Origin of the sequence: Methylorubrum pseudosasae, from assembly GCF_029504475.1 — a bacterium.
GTDB classification, from domain to species: domain Bacteria; phylum Pseudomonadota; class Alphaproteobacteria; order Rhizobiales; family Beijerinckiaceae; genus Methylobacterium; species Methylobacterium extorquens.
This window is the reverse complement of the sequence record NZ_JAQGDU010000002.1, coordinates 2,026,105-2,040,004: the sequence shown is the minus strand read 5'-3', so window position 1 is coordinate 2,040,004 and position 13,900 is coordinate 2,026,105. Positions and strand designations below refer to the sequence as shown.

General features: G+C 66.4%; 24 protein-coding genes. 13 read left to right on the top strand and 11 right to left on the bottom strand.

Going from position 1 to position 13,900, the window contains the following annotated elements; translation table 11 throughout:
- A complete protein-coding gene (locus tag M2437_RS10435) occupies window positions 1–648 on the bottom strand; it encodes a hypothetical protein (protein WP_499007166.1) in 648 nt (215 codons plus the stop codon).
- Between the two features lie 207 nt (window positions 649–855).
- On the opposite strand from M2437_RS10435, the gene M2437_RS10430 reads away from it, so the two are divergent.
- Entirely contained in the window at window positions 856–1,128 is a 273-nt protein-coding gene (locus tag M2437_RS10430; RefSeq protein ID WP_253387339.1) for a hypothetical protein, read from the top strand.
- 214 nt (window positions 1,129–1,342) lie between these two features.
- Here M2437_RS10430 and darG read toward each other — a convergent pair whose 3' ends face one another.
- The 10 genes from darG to M2437_RS10380 all read right to left on the bottom strand — a co-directional run bounded on the left by darG (window position 1,343) and on the right by M2437_RS10380 (window position 7,532).
- On the bottom strand, window positions 1,343–2,404 hold the full coding sequence (gene darG / locus M2437_RS10425; protein ID WP_253387338.1) for a type II toxin-antitoxin system antitoxin DNA ADP-ribosyl glycohydrolase DarG: 1,062 nt from the start codon (window positions 2,402–2,404) through the stop codon (window positions 1,343–1,345).
- An 11-nt stretch (window positions 2,405–2,415) separates the two neighbouring features.
- A complete protein-coding gene (gene darT / locus M2437_RS10420; RefSeq protein ID WP_253387337.1) occupies window positions 2,416–3,084 on the bottom strand; it encodes a type II toxin-antitoxin system toxin DNA ADP-ribosyl transferase DarT in 669 nt (222 codons plus the stop codon).
- A gap of 223 nt (window positions 3,085–3,307) precedes the next feature.
- Window positions 3,308–4,021: a hypothetical protein gene (locus M2437_RS10415; RefSeq protein WP_253387336.1), complete on the bottom strand. Its 714-nt coding sequence runs from the start codon at window positions 4,019–4,021 to the stop codon at window positions 3,308–3,310.
- Between the two features lie 20 nt (window positions 4,022–4,041).
- Window positions 4,042–4,389 (bottom strand): NrdR family transcriptional regulator, encoded by a 348-nt coding sequence (locus M2437_RS10410; protein WP_373691110.1) that lies wholly within the window; start codon window positions 4,387–4,389, stop codon window positions 4,042–4,044.
- Entirely contained in the window at window positions 4,386–5,159 is a 774-nt protein-coding gene (locus M2437_RS10405; RefSeq protein ID WP_253387335.1) for a hypothetical protein, read from the bottom strand. Before M2437_RS10405 ends, M2437_RS10410 begins: the two co-directional genes overlap by 4 nt.
- A gap of 587 nt (window positions 5,160–5,746) precedes the next feature.
- Window positions 5,747–5,995, bottom strand: a complete 249-nt coding sequence (locus M2437_RS10400) for a hypothetical protein (protein ID WP_253387334.1) — start codon at window positions 5,993–5,995, stop codon at window positions 5,747–5,749.
- Window positions 5,992–6,198: a helix-turn-helix domain-containing protein gene (locus M2437_RS10395; protein ID WP_253387333.1), complete on the bottom strand. Its 207-nt coding sequence runs from the start codon at window positions 6,196–6,198 to the stop codon at window positions 5,992–5,994. Before M2437_RS10395 ends, M2437_RS10400 begins: the two co-directional genes overlap by 4 nt.
- Window positions 6,195–6,752, bottom strand: coding sequence for a RusA family crossover junction endodeoxyribonuclease (locus tag M2437_RS10390; protein ID WP_253387332.1), 558 nt, complete (start codon window positions 6,750–6,752; stop codon window positions 6,195–6,197). The genes M2437_RS10395 and M2437_RS10390 overlap by 4 nt, the downstream gene beginning before the upstream one ends.
- Before the next feature lie 5 nt (window positions 6,753–6,757).
- Window positions 6,758–7,027, bottom strand: a complete 270-nt coding sequence (locus tag M2437_RS10385) for a DUF2312 domain-containing protein (RefSeq protein ID WP_253387331.1) — start codon at window positions 7,025–7,027, stop codon at window positions 6,758–6,760.
- A 112-nt stretch (window positions 7,028–7,139) separates the two neighbouring features.
- On the bottom strand, window positions 7,140–7,532 hold the full coding sequence (locus M2437_RS10380; protein WP_253387330.1) for a hypothetical protein: 393 nt from the start codon (window positions 7,530–7,532) through the stop codon (window positions 7,140–7,142).
- A 272-nt stretch (window positions 7,533–7,804) separates the two neighbouring features.
- Between M2437_RS10380 and M2437_RS10375 the strand changes: the two genes are divergently transcribed.
- The 12 genes from M2437_RS10375 (at window position 7,805) to M2437_RS10320 (ending at window position 13,794) form a co-directional block, all read left to right on the top strand.
- Window positions 7,805–8,053: a hypothetical protein gene (locus M2437_RS10375; RefSeq protein ID WP_253387329.1), complete on the top strand. Its 249-nt coding sequence runs from the start codon at window positions 7,805–7,807 to the stop codon at window positions 8,051–8,053.
- 177 nt (window positions 8,054–8,230) lie between these two features.
- Entirely contained in the window at window positions 8,231–8,479 is a 249-nt protein-coding gene (locus M2437_RS10370; RefSeq protein ID WP_499006687.1) for a hypothetical protein, read from the top strand.
- 365 nt (window positions 8,480–8,844) lie between these two features.
- On the top strand, window positions 8,845–9,246 hold the full coding sequence (locus M2437_RS10365) for a helix-turn-helix domain-containing protein (protein ID WP_277570271.1): 402 nt from the start codon (window positions 8,845–8,847) through the stop codon (window positions 9,244–9,246).
- 514 nt (window positions 9,247–9,760) lie between these two features.
- Window positions 9,761–10,102, top strand: a complete 342-nt coding sequence (locus M2437_RS10360) for a hypothetical protein (protein WP_373691183.1) — start codon at window positions 9,761–9,763, stop codon at window positions 10,100–10,102.
- Between the two features lie 63 nt (window positions 10,103–10,165).
- Complete coding sequence (locus tag M2437_RS10355) at window positions 10,166–10,675, top strand: hypothetical protein (protein WP_253387325.1); 510 nt, start codon at window positions 10,166–10,168, stop codon at window positions 10,673–10,675.
- Between the two features lie 3 nt (window positions 10,676–10,678).
- A complete protein-coding gene (locus M2437_RS10350; protein ID WP_253387324.1) occupies window positions 10,679–10,861 on the top strand; it encodes a hypothetical protein in 183 nt (60 codons plus the stop codon).
- Between the two features lie 108 nt (window positions 10,862–10,969).
- Window positions 10,970–12,028, top strand: coding sequence for a hypothetical protein (locus M2437_RS10345; protein ID WP_253387323.1), 1,059 nt, complete (start codon window positions 10,970–10,972; stop codon window positions 12,026–12,028).
- An 11-nt stretch (window positions 12,029–12,039) separates the two neighbouring features.
- Window positions 12,040–12,336: a hypothetical protein gene (locus M2437_RS10340; protein WP_253387322.1), complete on the top strand. Its 297-nt coding sequence runs from the start codon at window positions 12,040–12,042 to the stop codon at window positions 12,334–12,336.
- Window positions 12,333–12,713 carry an HNH endonuclease gene (locus tag M2437_RS10335; protein WP_373691109.1) on the top strand — a complete coding sequence of 127 codons (381 nt, stop codon included), beginning with the start codon at window positions 12,333–12,335 and terminating at the stop codon, window positions 12,711–12,713. The genes M2437_RS10340 and M2437_RS10335 overlap by 4 nt, the downstream gene beginning before the upstream one ends.
- 3 nt (window positions 12,714–12,716) lie before the next feature.
- Window positions 12,717–13,067 carry a helix-turn-helix domain-containing protein gene (locus M2437_RS10330; protein ID WP_253387321.1) on the top strand — a complete coding sequence of 117 codons (351 nt, stop codon included), beginning with the start codon at window positions 12,717–12,719 and terminating at the stop codon, window positions 13,065–13,067.
- A complete protein-coding gene (locus tag M2437_RS10325) occupies window positions 13,061–13,447 on the top strand; it encodes a hypothetical protein (RefSeq protein ID WP_253387320.1) in 387 nt (128 codons plus the stop codon). The genes M2437_RS10330 and M2437_RS10325 overlap by 7 nt, the downstream gene beginning before the upstream one ends.
- A 41-nt stretch (window positions 13,448–13,488) precedes the next feature.
- The gene (locus M2437_RS10320; RefSeq protein WP_253387319.1) at window positions 13,489–13,794 is read left to right on the top strand and encodes a hypothetical protein; all 306 of its coding nucleotides are present in this window, start codon (window positions 13,489–13,491) and stop codon (window positions 13,792–13,794) included.
- The last annotated feature ends 106 nt before the right edge of the window (window positions 13,795–13,900 follow it).

Sequence of the window (13,900 nt, the reverse complement as noted above, 5' to 3'; positions counted from 1 at the left end):
CTAAGGCTGGCTGTGTCGAGACAGGTCGAGGTCGGAAGGCTCGCCGAGTTCGGTGAGGAAGGTGTTGACATAGGCGGCTAAGACCTGGGTCAGCTCGCGGGCGTCGGCCTTGCCGGTGGTCGGATCAATCCGGATCTCCTCGGCCATCTCGATCGACACGCGCGCCGGCCACGCGATCAGTGCGTCACGGATGGCGCGGGCTTCCTCGAAGAACGCGGCCTCGGCGGCGGGGCGGTCAACGAGCAAGCCCTGCTTGACCGCATGATCGAGCTTCCGCAGCAGGCCGAGGTAGTTCTCCTTGCGCTGGAGCGCGAGGTTCGGCGGGAGGTTCGGATCGTCCCAATCGATCTCGACCGGATCGGACCCGGCCTCGTCGTTCACTGGTTGCGGCGCCGGAGCGGCGGGCCGCGGCGGCGGGGCTGGGCGGGCCGGCTTCCCAACCGGCTCATTGTCCTGCGGGACGGCCCGCACCGGCCGGTGCGCGGTGCCGCCGCGATAGGTCGCCGGGCGCTGGTCGAGGTTCCACTCGGTGGCATCGACGTCGACCTTGCCGTCGTCGGTCAACGAGAGGAGGCCTTGCCCCTTCCACTTCGTGACGATCGCCTTCGACACGCCGCGGTGCCGGGCGAACTCGGCTTGGCTCATCACGGTCGGCAAGCGTTCACCCCTGCGTTCACCGTTCACCGTTCACGGGTTTTCAGACCCTGGCGCTAGAAACTGTCGGGGCCCCGACCACCCGTATAGGTTTGGGGGTGCCAGGGTCCCCCGGCGATCCTCGCTCGACGACCGTGTCGTCCCAGCCTGGGTTCGCCCTATCTCCTCGGCGTGCCAGAGACGGCCGATGAGGAGCGTTGCATGGGTAATGAGCAGATCGACATTGGCGCCCGCCTTCAAGAAATCGACGACAAGGTGGACGGCCTCATTGCCTACATCGCGCTTGTCGCGGGCAAGCTGGAGGTGGACCACGATACGGAGGGCTTCCGGAACTTCATCAGGGATCTGTGCAGGCCCGAGCCTCACCGCAATGGATCCGGCCCGGCGCGAGGCTTCGCCGCCGCACAGGCCTTTCACAAGGTTGAGGAAGCTCGCCAAAAGGCCGTCCAAGCTGGGCTGATCAAGGAAGACTAAAAAAAGCCCCGCAGCGGGCTATCCGCTCGGGGCACATCTTTCCAATCGTGAGAAGCGGCAGGGCCTACGGCGGCCTCACGTCCGATCTCGCGCCCAGCCCGTCCATATTGTTCTGCAACTGGCGCAGACGGGACAATAGAGCTGGCCTATCGAAAGTCAACGCTGCGATAGGCGTCATGCCGCCGTGTGCACACGCCTATCGCAGTTGGAAAGCTTAGGCGACTTCGCTCGCTTTTTCGCTCTGAAGCCATCCATTCTCGCGCAACGCCTCAAGCGCGAGCCCGATGTCGCGCTCCGACATGATCTCTCTCTTCCGCGCGTTCCAAGCGTGGACGCCTGCAACAACCGCTGGAAGGTCGGACGGTCTAGGCTCTTCGGTTGCCACCCAGTGGACGGTCGCCAGGAGTTCCATCGCATAGGGCGTTTGGAAGCCCTCAATGAGCCTCGCGACTCGCTCAACCCGCTCGCGCGTTTGAGCCTCCGTTTGATCAAGATGCTCGTTTGCGGCGGACAACGCGTTAGGAAGTACACGGATTTCCGATGGACCGTCTTGGTCCCCCACGCCCGTAATGTACGCTCCGTCCATCCTAGTGAGAACGTGCCTCAGCGTGTCAGAATATGGGCCGTAGGTGTGCCTGACAAATGACAGGCCGAGTGGCTCGCCTGCCCGCTCAAGGAAGTAGGCAAGTTTCTGCACTTCAATCCGTGACATTGGATAGGACAGATCGCGGTAAGCGGACAGAACCGAGACCATTGCCGCCCTGCTGGGAGTCATCCGCAACGGAGATGCTTCTGGGGCTAAGTTGCGGACGATAGGCGCCTCGCCGGGTGCGAACAGCCGAACATCCAGGTCCCGAATGTGGCCCAAGGCATCTTCGATGAGAGGCCGGACATCATCCCAATCAAGGCCACCGTTGCCGCAGCCCAGAGGAGGGACAGCAATCGACTTTATCTCGAGAGCCTCAATCTGCTGCACAAGGTCCTTCAGACCTTCAGCGATAAAGCTGATCTCAGACTTGCCGCGCCAGTGCCGTTTTGTCGGAAAGTTGATGATGTACTGCGGCTTCAGCAAGCCGCCGGCGTCATAGATGAACATGCGACCTGGCACGACATCGCCAGCCTTGCACGCGGCTTCATAGGCACGAAAATTCGCTGGCCACTTCCTTTTGAACTGCAGGGCAATCCCTTTGCCCATCACGCCAACACAGTTCACCGTGTTGACTATTGCATCGACCTTCTGACTGAGAAGGTCGCCATCAGTGATAGTAATCGACACGACCCCCTCCTCTAGAAATACCACAACGGCTGCGCCCGAACATTAACATGCCAGCCAGCATCACGCACTAGTTTCTGCACTGCTGCGGCGGCCGGCTGTGTTCTTACGACAACTTCATCGACAAGATTCAGCGGAAACGCTGTATGAATTAGAAACTCCGCCTGTCTCGTTTCCATGCGAGAGACATATCTCTGGTTTGCGTGAACATTGTTCCAATATTTACAGTAGCCATCAAGTGTGGGTCTCTCGAAGAATAGCTCCCAATCTATTTCGCCAAGATGCGCCAAGTCGTCGAAACACCTAGCATTGAATACTGCTGCATTGATGTCATAGAACACAAACGGCAATTTCGCATCGATCACCTTACGCAGACTTGCCCGAAGGTGCACAATGTCGTCCTGGCGGTAGCTGCAACCTTCGACTCTCCCGCCATCGATGGCTCTGAGCATCGGTGAGCGAGGCGCGAAGTAGAAGGGCACATAATCGTGCAGCACCCCACCCTTGCCGGCTGTTACGGCTTTGTTAGCGCGACGACCCTGCACGCTCTGGTAGGCGATATTCGCGTATCCGAGCCCCTGTCCGGTCATGACGTTCTTCGCCAGAAGGTGCCTCTGCGCAGCCAAGCCGGCCAAATTCGGTATGGCTGTGATGTGAAAGATTGAGAGGTTGTCCGGCGACACAGTTGAGCCTCCAACCTGGCGCCTTAGATCGCAGGGGGCCACTTCAACCCCACCTCACCGCGCCTCACAGCCAAGCTCGACAAGTTCTCTCTCGGGAACTCTACGATATGATTAACGAAGCGTTAGGAACAAAGCAAGAACTAAGCGGCCCATAGCGCATCTCATAGGCGTGGTAAGTTACTGGCCTGTAACACGTTCAGGCGTCAGAAGGACGATATGGCGTTCATGCCACTCTTTGCACATCCTCGATGGGCAGGCGGTAGTCGAAGGGCGCGCCCATCACCTCCAGGGAGATGATCCCGACTGCGCCACCGTCCGACGTGCCGACGAACTTGCCGACGAAGCCGTTGAATAGGCCTGAGCCGGCCCGCACTTCTTCCCCTGCCTGCATGCCCGCGAGCGGCGTGAGGTTCGTGCGGCCTGCCAGTTCGTCCTCACCCCACTGCCGAAGCCAGCGCAGGCCGGCCGAGTTCATGGCGAGCGGGCCGCGGTTGGCCGAACCGAGGATGCCGGACAGGCCGTGCGTGTTGCGGCCGTCGATGTCCCGCTCCCTCAGGGCCGCTAGCGTCTCGTCACAGAGGCCACCGAGCACACCAAGGAACAGGTAGGACCGCATGGCCGGGCGCTGCTGCTCCCGCCGCGGCACCCGCAGGTTCGAGCGCACTGAACGCCGCCACAGGTACTCGCAGGGCACATAGGGGATGAACGGGGTCTCGTCCGCTCTGACGCCGCGAAGCATGGCGCGTCGGATGCTGGCGGCAGCCGACAATTCCCGGCTCGGCGCCGTGGTGCAGATGTACCAGCGGACGGCCGCCGCATAGAGGTTCGGAGTCTTATTCCGACGCTCGGCCGGGATAGGCTCATCCTTGGCAATGACGGCGTTGTGCTGCGGCGTCGCTTTGGCGTCGAAGTGGCGGCCATTTCGGCTTGCAGGCATGGCGGCTGTTCCTCGGTACGCTACGGGAGGGGGTTGGCGGATGCGGGCCATGGCGGCGGCACGTTCCAGGCTCGCATCACCTTGGCAACCGGCTGATTGGTCTCGGCGGCGTGGCGCTTGGCCTCGTATCGGAGGTCGCTCGCCCGGCGCTTCTCCGCCTTCACCTCGGGCGGGTGCTTGGCGCGCCACCGCTCCCGTCGAGCACGGGCGCTGGCCCGGTGCTTCAGCGGGTTCATGGTGCTCTCCCAGGTGTAGAAGCGACGCCCGCAGCCCTCGCATTGGCGTCGGCGCCGGATCACGCCCGGGTCGCTCTCCACCGGTCGGCTGTCGAAAACGCGGGTGTCGCCGTCGCAGCGAGCGCAGATCATGCCGACGTCTCCGGCGCAGGTGCGCCCTCACGCTCGCGGGCCTCACGCCGCTTCCGACGCTCATCCAGATCGGCCATAGCCGCGCGGCGCTCGGCGCTTTCCGCGCCCGCTGGCTCGACGACCGGGCCGTCCGCTGTCTTCGCGATCAGCTCCGTTAGCTTCTCGCTGTTCGCGGCCATTTGGGCGTCGGTGATGCGCTCCTCGGGCTTGGCGTCGAGTACGCGCTGCAGGCGCGCGGCCTGCCCGCGGGCCACCAGCACCAGTCGCTCGGCGATCACTCGCAGGCGCGCGGGCTTCGGGGCAAAGTCGTGCACCTCGGGCGGGAGCCCGGTCTCGCCGCGACGCCAGCGCCGGATCGACGCCCGGATCGCCCAGGCGGGCAGATCCTCGAGGCCGTCGAGGTACGCCTCGGCCTTGATGCTGACGGTTCGGTCGTCCAGCCGGGTCGGCGCGTATTCCTGGATCAGGTCGCCCAGCGCGGCGATCGTCTCTCCCACCGGCCCGGCCTCAGTGGCGGCCTGCAGGTCGGCGATGCGCCGAGCTATCGCCGTCCGCTGCGGTCCAGTCGGCATCCTCGATGCCGGGATCGTCGCGACGCGCGCCGTGATCTGCCTCGTGACCGGATCCACCTCCGTTCGCCCGGCCCCCAGGTCCGAGACCGCGGCGAGCTGCGACGCGAGCCAATCCGGTAGCAACAGCATCGAAGCTGGATCCGCCATATCGATTGCCGGCAGCGCCGCGGCCGAACGTGTCGTGAGATCCTGAGCCATTGCGCTTGGCCTCCCGGGCGATGATCGCCTCGACGTAGGGGATGGGGTTGGCGGTCTCGGCGGCCTCGGTCGTGTCGATGGCGGCCATCACGACCACGGCGCTGTCGCCGGCATCGCGGAGCCACTTGCCGAGCAGGGTCCGGCACCGAGGCTCAGCGCAGCCGGTCATCCGGCGGATGGCGCCGAGGCCGCGGTCGAACAGGTCTTTTCGAGGGTCGATGATCTCGGCCGACCGAGGCTCGCCGCTCGGCGAGGCCGATCCGTCAGGATCGGAATGGGAGGGATTAAGGGAGGGGGTTGGGGTCTGGGGAAGGGGGAGACCATCAAGGGAGGGGCTGTCCCCATGTGTCCCCGGTTGTCCCCGGTCGTCCCCCTGTGTCCCCGGGACATTGGGGGACGCATCGACCTTTACAGCCCTCTGCCGGCGCTTCTTCTCCGCAGCCTTCGCGCGGCGCGCCTCATCGGCCTTCGCGACCCGTGCCTGATCGGCGACGAGTTCAGCCTTGACCACGGTCGCGATCTGCTCGGCTGAGAAGCCGGCCGCGACCATGGCGTCTATCGTTGCGGGATCGAGGGGCACGGCGCGCCTACTCTGCAGGTCGGGAGGAAGCAGCGGCGCCGTGCGCCTGCCGCAGTTGCTCAGCGTTGTCCCTGACCCACTCCAGGGTGCGGACAGCGGCCTCCAGGGGCACCAGCTTTGAGCGGCACGCACCGGTCTCGACGCTGCGGTGCTTCTCAGGCGCGAGCTGCCACGCCTCAACGGCCGAGCGGATGCTGAGCAGGCAGCACAGCACCTCGTCGATCTGTTGCTGAATGGTGGGGCGCTCGTCGCTCATGACCGCGCATCCAGGGTGCGCGACAGCAGGCGTGCGGCGTGCCGCGTATCCTGTATGCGAGCGAGGATCTGACAGACCTGAGGCTCCGTGAGCCCGGTGTCCTCGGCAATGGCTAGGGTGTCCATGCCCGCCGCCCAACGCTCGGCGATCGCCTGGCGATTGCGGATGGTGTCCGGCCACGTATCGGTGCAGCGCGCCTTCATGGCCGGATCTCCGCGAGCACGGTGCGGACGTGGCCCTCGTCGAGGCCGAGCGAGACGGCGATGTGCGCGCAGCTCTGGCCTTCGCGGGTTCGCACCTCGATCTCGGCGCGGTCCTGCTCTTCGACGGAGGGCATGGTGAGGACCATGCGAACCTCGGTGGCGGAGCGGTCGACCTCGACGGTCTTGCGGCGCACGTAGCGCTGGCCGTCGTCAGCGAGCACGCCCGCTGCGACCGCCGCGTCCAGGCACGGCTTCACCCGGTTGTCGATGTCGCCGGAAAAGGGCGGCAGGTAGATCGTGACATCGCAGGGGCCGGCCATCCGGCCGGGGCGCTGCACGTCGATCAGGAGCGCGGCCTGCTGGCGCCATGCTCGATATTTCGTGGTCTTCACGCGACCGCGGCCGACGACGTTGGCGAACAGGCTGTTCGTGCTCGGCGGCAGCGGAAACCGGATCTCAACCGAGGCCACGATCCGGCGATGAGCGTAGACCGGGCGATCCTCGGGTTTGAGGCGCGCGCCCAGCTTTGCGGATGAGAGGGAGGGCGCGCGCATGTCGGCTACGCCATGCCGAGGGCGACGAGGTAGGTTTCGAGGATCGCCTCCTCTTCCTGGCGCTCGTCGTGATCCTTCTTCCGCAGGCGGATGATCGCCCGCAGCACGGTCACGTCGAAGCCGTTGGCCTTCGCCTCCGCGTAGACATCCTTGATGTCGCCCGCGATGCCAGCCTTCTCCTCCTCAAGACGCTCGATGCGCTCGATGATGGATTTCAGTTGATCGGCGGCGACAGATGACGGGTCACCTTGCCCGACGGCTGCGGGTGTGCTCATAGACAGTCCTCTCCAGAAAGAGACAGCAGCCGCTCGGGGCCTGCCCTGATCGACAATCAGCAGATCCGAGCGGCTTGCTTGTGTGCTCAGCGCACCTCGTTGAGCGCGTCAGTCACTGCGCGCCCTGATCCACCACCGGAGCCACCAGGGCAGCGGCTTGCCGACCTCTCGTAGCTCGCGAGCCTTCCGCCACATCCAGGCGCGCATTCGAGCCCTGATCCATTGCATCGTCTCCCCCTCCGAGCGCGAAGAACGCGGCCCGATCTTCGTCCGCCTGGGCGTCCCAGCGGTCACAGTTGGCTTGGTAGGTCGCGCGGATGCGCAGGAAGGTGTCGGCGTCGAGCCGGACCGGCTGGTTGCCGACAAACTTGCGCACCCACGACGCGGTGGTGCCGATCGTGCGGCCGACGGCCTCGTAGGCCAGCATCCGCGAGCCCGTGCGGCGCTCGGCATGGCGCACCAGGGCATCGACCAGCGGATTGGCGAGGTTAGCAGCGGTCTGCATTGTCCGTTTCCGGGCAAAAATTGTCCGCATCTGAGCACTCCGACATGCTGAATTGCATCTCGGAGGCGCGAGGCGCTGGACGAAGACTTGAGGCGGAGGACGCAACACTACGGATCGACGCGCGACCGCCGCGGGCTTGGCGGCAGGGGCGGACGAGCGAGGAAGAAAAGGCCGGAGCCCGAAGGCTCCGGCAGTGCTGGGGAGGAATGACCAAGAAAGGTCCGCCCCTCAGCGGGGCCACGGATGCGCCGAAGCGCGAAACGGAGAGCGAGATGAACGAGCACACGCAGGAGACCGACGGCGCCGCGACCATCCTGGCGATGCACGCCATGGTGACGTGGCTGGTGCGACGCGAGGTCGAGCGGGGCGAGGACGCGGGCGCGTCGCTGTCCCGGCACATGATCGAGGCGATGCTCGGCGTGGTGCAGGTAGACCCGGCGCTTGCCGAAGCAGCGCACGAAGCGCGCGACGTCGTCGCCCGCGTCATCGACACCCGGCCGATGCTGGCGGTGCTGAACTGAGGTGCGCCCGATCCAGACGCAGAAAGGTGAGACAGGATCGGGCGCGATCCGGCAGCCGCGGGGAAGTGCGGCTGCAGGAAAGGGGTGCGAGCACGGTCGAGCGTAATCGAGGGGGCAAGAGCCGCCCGACCGTGCTGCCCTACATCGGGAGTTGCGAGACAACCGATGGAGCGGGAATTGTCAGATTTCTCCGAGGAGAAAGACGAGCTTCGAGCACGGCTCGACGGGCTCGAGATCCTGATCGTCGGCCTATACGGCGTCCTCGCGAAACACGCGGCGATTGATCCAGACGCGCTCATCGACGAACTCGCCGAGGGAGAGCATCTGATGCGCCAGAGGAACCTTCACTCTGAGGTTCTGCGGCTTCTTCGCGAGACACGGGAGCACGTGAGCAAGCAGGCTTACGGGCGTCCCGACGTGCAATGACGCGCTCAGCGACAACGGCGATTGAACCGCGCGGTTTGTCGAGCGCGCTCATGCTGCGCTCCGAGGTACTGCAGTGACGGCCGGCAGGAAATCTACAGCCGTCACGGCGCCATCGGTGATGCGCTGGATGGCGGCAGCAACCTCGATCGAGGGCATCGCGTCGCCGTTCTTCACTCGCGTGATGAAAGACGGATCACGGCCGACCTGGCCTGCAAGCCAAGTCGCCGTACGCTCATTTTGTCGGAGCCAATCTGCGAGCCTCATGCCCAAAAGATGCATGTCATACACAATGCATGTCAAGCATATTTATGCATGTAGACCCGTGGCGTTGGGACGTATGGCGGCGAAACTGCCGTATGCCTCCCGTGCCTAAGCCCAAACGAACGCGCCGACCGAACTTCCTGCGTCAGTGGCGCAAATTCCGCGGCCTCACCCTTGCGACCGTCGGCGACGAGGTCGGCATGGATGGCACCAACCTGGGGCGAATTGAGAAAGGCGAGGTGCCTTACTCGCAGGATCTCTTGGAGGCGCTAGCTGATCTCTATGGCTGCGAAATCTCCGATTTGCTGATCCGCGACCCGAGCGACACTCAGGGCATCTGGTCCATATGGGAGCAGGCTCAGCCGGCTCAGCGAGATCAAATCGTACGGGTGGCAAAGGCCCTCGTTGCCGATGCCCCGGCCGTCGACATTACGCCGCGTGATCCTCAATCCCCAGCGCGATCGCCGCGAACTGCGGCAAAGAGCCGGACACGGAAAGCAGGCTGATCCTCCCGGTCTCGCCCGTCTTCATGTCTCCAATCCAGCTGTAAGCCACAACACCCACCCGTCTATCTGCGAGATCGAGCAGTCGTTGCCTCGCCTCATCTGGGCAGTGAAAGCGTAGAGGCTCTTCGGCCACCAAGTCGCCCGCCTCGTCTCTTTGATAAGCTTGCACCATAAAACGCGTAAGCGTGGGCAACGGCGCCTCCCGCAGCGACGACCCGCCGCCTCAACAATGAGAACGTAAGGGGAACAGTTCCAGGCCAGCAACCGCATTTGCTTGGCAAGCCCTGACGGCTGTGGATCTGTGTGGAAAACTGTCGTGCGGCAAAATATGCACGCCATGCATTTTTAGCGTTGACGACGGTTTGTGCATGTGATGCATTATGCCCATCGCCACCCCGCGATGGAGCCGCCGCCGATGTCCAACAAGCCACCCTTGAACTGGGGCCGTGAGAAAGACCGGATGCGCGGCCAGCGCGCGGCGACATCGGAGGTCCGCGAGGAGCGCCTGCGCACGATGGCCGGGCTGCGCGGCACGGCGGCGGTTGCCCTTTCCGCTTGGCGCGGCCGTTCAGCCCAGCGCTACGTCGTCGGCATCCACGATGTCGGTTCGGCCGATGCCCTTGAGGCTGCTCCCGCCGTCGTGATCGCCGTGCGCCGCGACGAGGCCGGCCTCGCTTCTCCCATCGACGTTGCCAGCATCGAGACTGCCGCCGACGCGGTGGCCTGGGTTCGTCTGGCCCAGGCGTCGGGCGCCTCTGAGCTTCACATCCATCGCCTTGCTGAGGCCGCCTCCGAGCGCGCCGCCGTGGTCGCCGATCTCGCGCCAGCGCTGCCGCTGGACGACTGCGCCGCCTGAGCCTGCCGCGCTTCGGCGCGCCCCTTCGCCTTCCCTGCAACACCAGCCCGACGAGGCCCGCCCATGTGCGCACCTGTCAGCCGCGATGATGATCTCGAACAGACCGTCAGCGCCTTCGACCTCGCCGAGGTGCGGAAGGATCTTGTCCGCGCGCTTGAGGCTCACGAAGCGCTCACGGTCCGCGCCGGCATCGATGGCGAGACGAGCGCCCAGCTTAGGGCCGCCGGCATCCACAATCCGAACGCCGTGCGCGCGGCCCTGATGAATGCTTGGTACGCCTACATGGCGACGAGCCGAAACGCGTTCGAGCGGACATCCGGCACCTACGCCAGCGAGTGGGATCTCGCCGCAGCGCAGGATGCATGCCTCGATCGCAACAACCGGGGCACCCTCCGGACCGCGATGCGCCGGGTCGATGCGGTGGAAGCTGCTGAGCGCTCGCTGATCGATCGAGCCCACACGATTGGCGCCGAACTCTCCCGCCTCGACGCCGCCCATCCCTACGGCAAGAGCGCAGCGCCCGCGGCGCACGCCTCTCACGAGGCCGGCTTCGTCTCTCCCGCCGCTGCCTGAACCATGCTTGCCCTGGCCCAGGATCTCCTCGTGGCCGGGATTGCACTGGCCGCCTACGCCTTCGGGGCTTGGCTCGCCTTCGGCCGATACCAGCGCCTGACCCTGCCTTTCGTGCGGCCAGCGCCTCTCCCCAAACCTTCCAACGACAACGAGGCCTGCCGTGTTCGAGCCGCTTCCGGCCGCTGAGCCGTCCGTGGACATCACCCCCGTGTCGATCGCCGCCGGTCTGGGCGTGATCGCCGTTCTATGCGCCGTCGCCGCCGTGGCCTGCGCCCGTGCCTATGGGTGGCTGTGATGAGCCAGACCGATCTCATCACGATCCCGGCGCAGCAGGACGCGCTGCAGGTCTTCACGACGGAGGGCGGCATTGATCCGCTCATCGACCGCATCCGGCGCGAGGTCGACAAATTCACGGCCGACGTCTCGACGGCCAAGGGGCGTGCTGAGGTGAAGGCCTTCGCCTTCAGCATCACCAAGGCCAAGACGTCGCTGGAAGCCGTCGGCAAGGCACTCGCGGCCGAGCAGAAGCTGATCCCCGGCAAGATCGACGCTTGCCGCCGCCGCACATGGTCGATTTTGGAGGCGATGGCCGACGAGGTGCGCAAGCCCCTCACCGAATACGAGGAGGCCGAGAAGGCGCGGATCGCCCGGCATCGCGAGGAGATCGCCCGGATCGACGGATTGCCGGCGACCGCCCGCACCGTGGTGGAGATCGATGCGGCCATCGCGGATCTCGAAGCCTTCGTCATCGGCGTCGACCTTGATGGATTCGCGGCCGAGTACGCCATCGCCAAGGACACCGCGCTCCGTGATTTGCGGAGCAAGCGCGCAGCCCGCGTGCAGGCCGACGCTGAGGAAGCCGAGCGCATCCGCCTTCAGCGAGAGGCTGCCGAGCGCGCCGCCCATGAGCGGGAGGAGCTGATCCGTACCGAGGCCATCGCCGCCGAGCGTGCCCGCGCTGAGCGTGAAGCCGCCGAGAAGCGGGATCGGGTCGAGCGCGCCGCCGCGGCCGAACGCCGGCGCATTGAGGAGGAAGTCGCCCGCGCCGAAGCTGCGGCCCAGGCCGAGCGGGATGCTGCCGCCCGCCGCGAGCAGCAACTGCGCCTCGATGCCGAGGCCGCCGAGCGCCGTGCCGCCGAGACCGAACTGCGTCTGAAGCGTGAGGCGGAGGACCGGGCCCGACAGGAGGCCGAGGAAGCCGCCCGGCGCGAGGCCGACACCCGCCGCCGCAACCGGATCCAGCGTGAAGCCGTGGCCGCCTTGGTGGCCGGCGGCATCACCGAGGACGTCGCCAAGCTCGCCGTGACGATGATCGCCCGCAAGGCGGTCCCGCACGTCGCGATCTCGTACTGAGGAGGGCCGCCGTGACCGCATCCCTCAAGCATCTCCCGCTGCCGGCCGCGTTCGGCGAGCGCCCTGACGGCACGACGTGGATCACATGCGGGCGGGGCGACGACGCTGTCGCCTACATGTTCGAGGGCCCGACGAACCGCGACGCGGCCGCCGACCTCGTGCGGGCGCTCAACGCCTTCCCGGCCATGGGCAAAGCCCTGCTCGCCGTCCGCGACGCCTGCCGCGATCCCGACACCGACACGGCCATGCCGAGCGCCGTTGGCGAACTCGTTGTGGCTGCCCTTGCTGCGATGGGGGAGCGGTCGTGAGGCGCGAGTTCTCGAAGAAGACCCAACGTCAAGCGCTCAAGCGTGCCGACGGCAAGTGCGAGGGCGCCGGCTGCGGCTGCACCCTGACCGTCGGCAAGTTCCAGTACGACCACATCATCCCAGATCGGATGGGCGGCGAGCCTATCCTGTCGAATTGCCAGGTGCTCTGCGACCCCTGCCACAAGGCCAAGACGGCGGTGGATCTCGGCGACCTCGCCAAGGCGCAGCGCCGCGAGGACGCGCACCAGGGGATCCGTACGGCCCCGCATCGGCCGATCCGCAGCGCGCCGATGCCGAAGCGCCCGCCCCAGCGCCGGGCCTCTAGCCCCTCGACCAAGCCCTCGCTTCCTCCCCGCCAACTCTACGTGGAGCGCTGACCCGTGCCCGTCTCCCGTCCCGAAACACCGACCCACGCGGGCGCCATGATCCGCCACTACCGCCAGAAGAAGGGTCTGCACCTCGCCGATGTGGCGAAGGCAATGAGCGTGTCGACCGCGACGGTCTCCCGCTGGGAGCGGGGCCGCGAGCCCATGCCCTTCGAGCGACGTGAGGAAGTCGCCGAAGCGCTCGGCATCGATCCGGCACGCTTGGGCGACCCGGCGCCCGTCGAACTCACCAGCGAAGATCGCCGCGTCCTCGATGGCTACCACAGCCTGCCTCCGAGCGAGCGCGCCGCGATCCGCGATCTGCTGGGCCTGCGCCGGGCCGCCGGGAGGGGCGCGTCATGCTGAACCCCGCCGATCTCGCCGATTGGGACAAGCTCTCCGCCGGGCTGCTGGCACTCTCCGCGCGCCGCGCGCTGGCCTCCCGCCAAGGCGAGCGGATGCTGCAGCAGCAGTTCGCCCCCGTCGGAGTGGACGAGCACCGCATCGCCCCGCACGACTTTCCGGCTGTCGAGGAAGACCTCGGCGAGATGGACCGGGAGTCGGCGCTCCTCGCCCAGACCGCGCACGCCCTGGCGTTGGTCCGGAGGCTCGCCCGCGACGAGCAGAGCGGCCGTCCGGCGCCGGTCGCGGCCGATGCAGAGCCGCGCAGCCCGTCGGCACGCAGCCTCCTTGCTCGCGCCATCACCGCCCTCACCGGCGCGCCCGCCAAAGGTTCTGCAGCATGACCCCCGCCATCACCCCCGAGCTTCGGGAGAGGGCGGGGAGCTTGAACCCGCAGCATGATCTCTTCCTCGCCGAACACGCACTGACGCCGGCTGAACGTCGGCGCCTCAAGGGCGGCCCGCAGGCCAAGGGCTACGCGGCACAGCCCGGCACTGGCCCGGCGGGCGAGACCTGCGGCTCCTGCGACCACCTCGTCCGGAGGAGTCTCGCCAAGGTCTACCGGAAGTGCGGCCTGATGCGCGCGCACTGGACCGGCGGCAAGGGCACCGACGTGCTCGCGACCGCGCCGGCCTGCCGGAACTGGGCCTCCTCTCTCCCGAGCGAGAGCTTGGATGGGGGGCGGCGATGAGCGGGCTCGTCGACGTGCCGAAGGGGAGAGCGCTAGCGCTTCTTCAGGGCTTCGACCTGGGCCGCAAGGCGCGCCTTCTTGAAACGGGTCGCCGCTGCATCGGCGT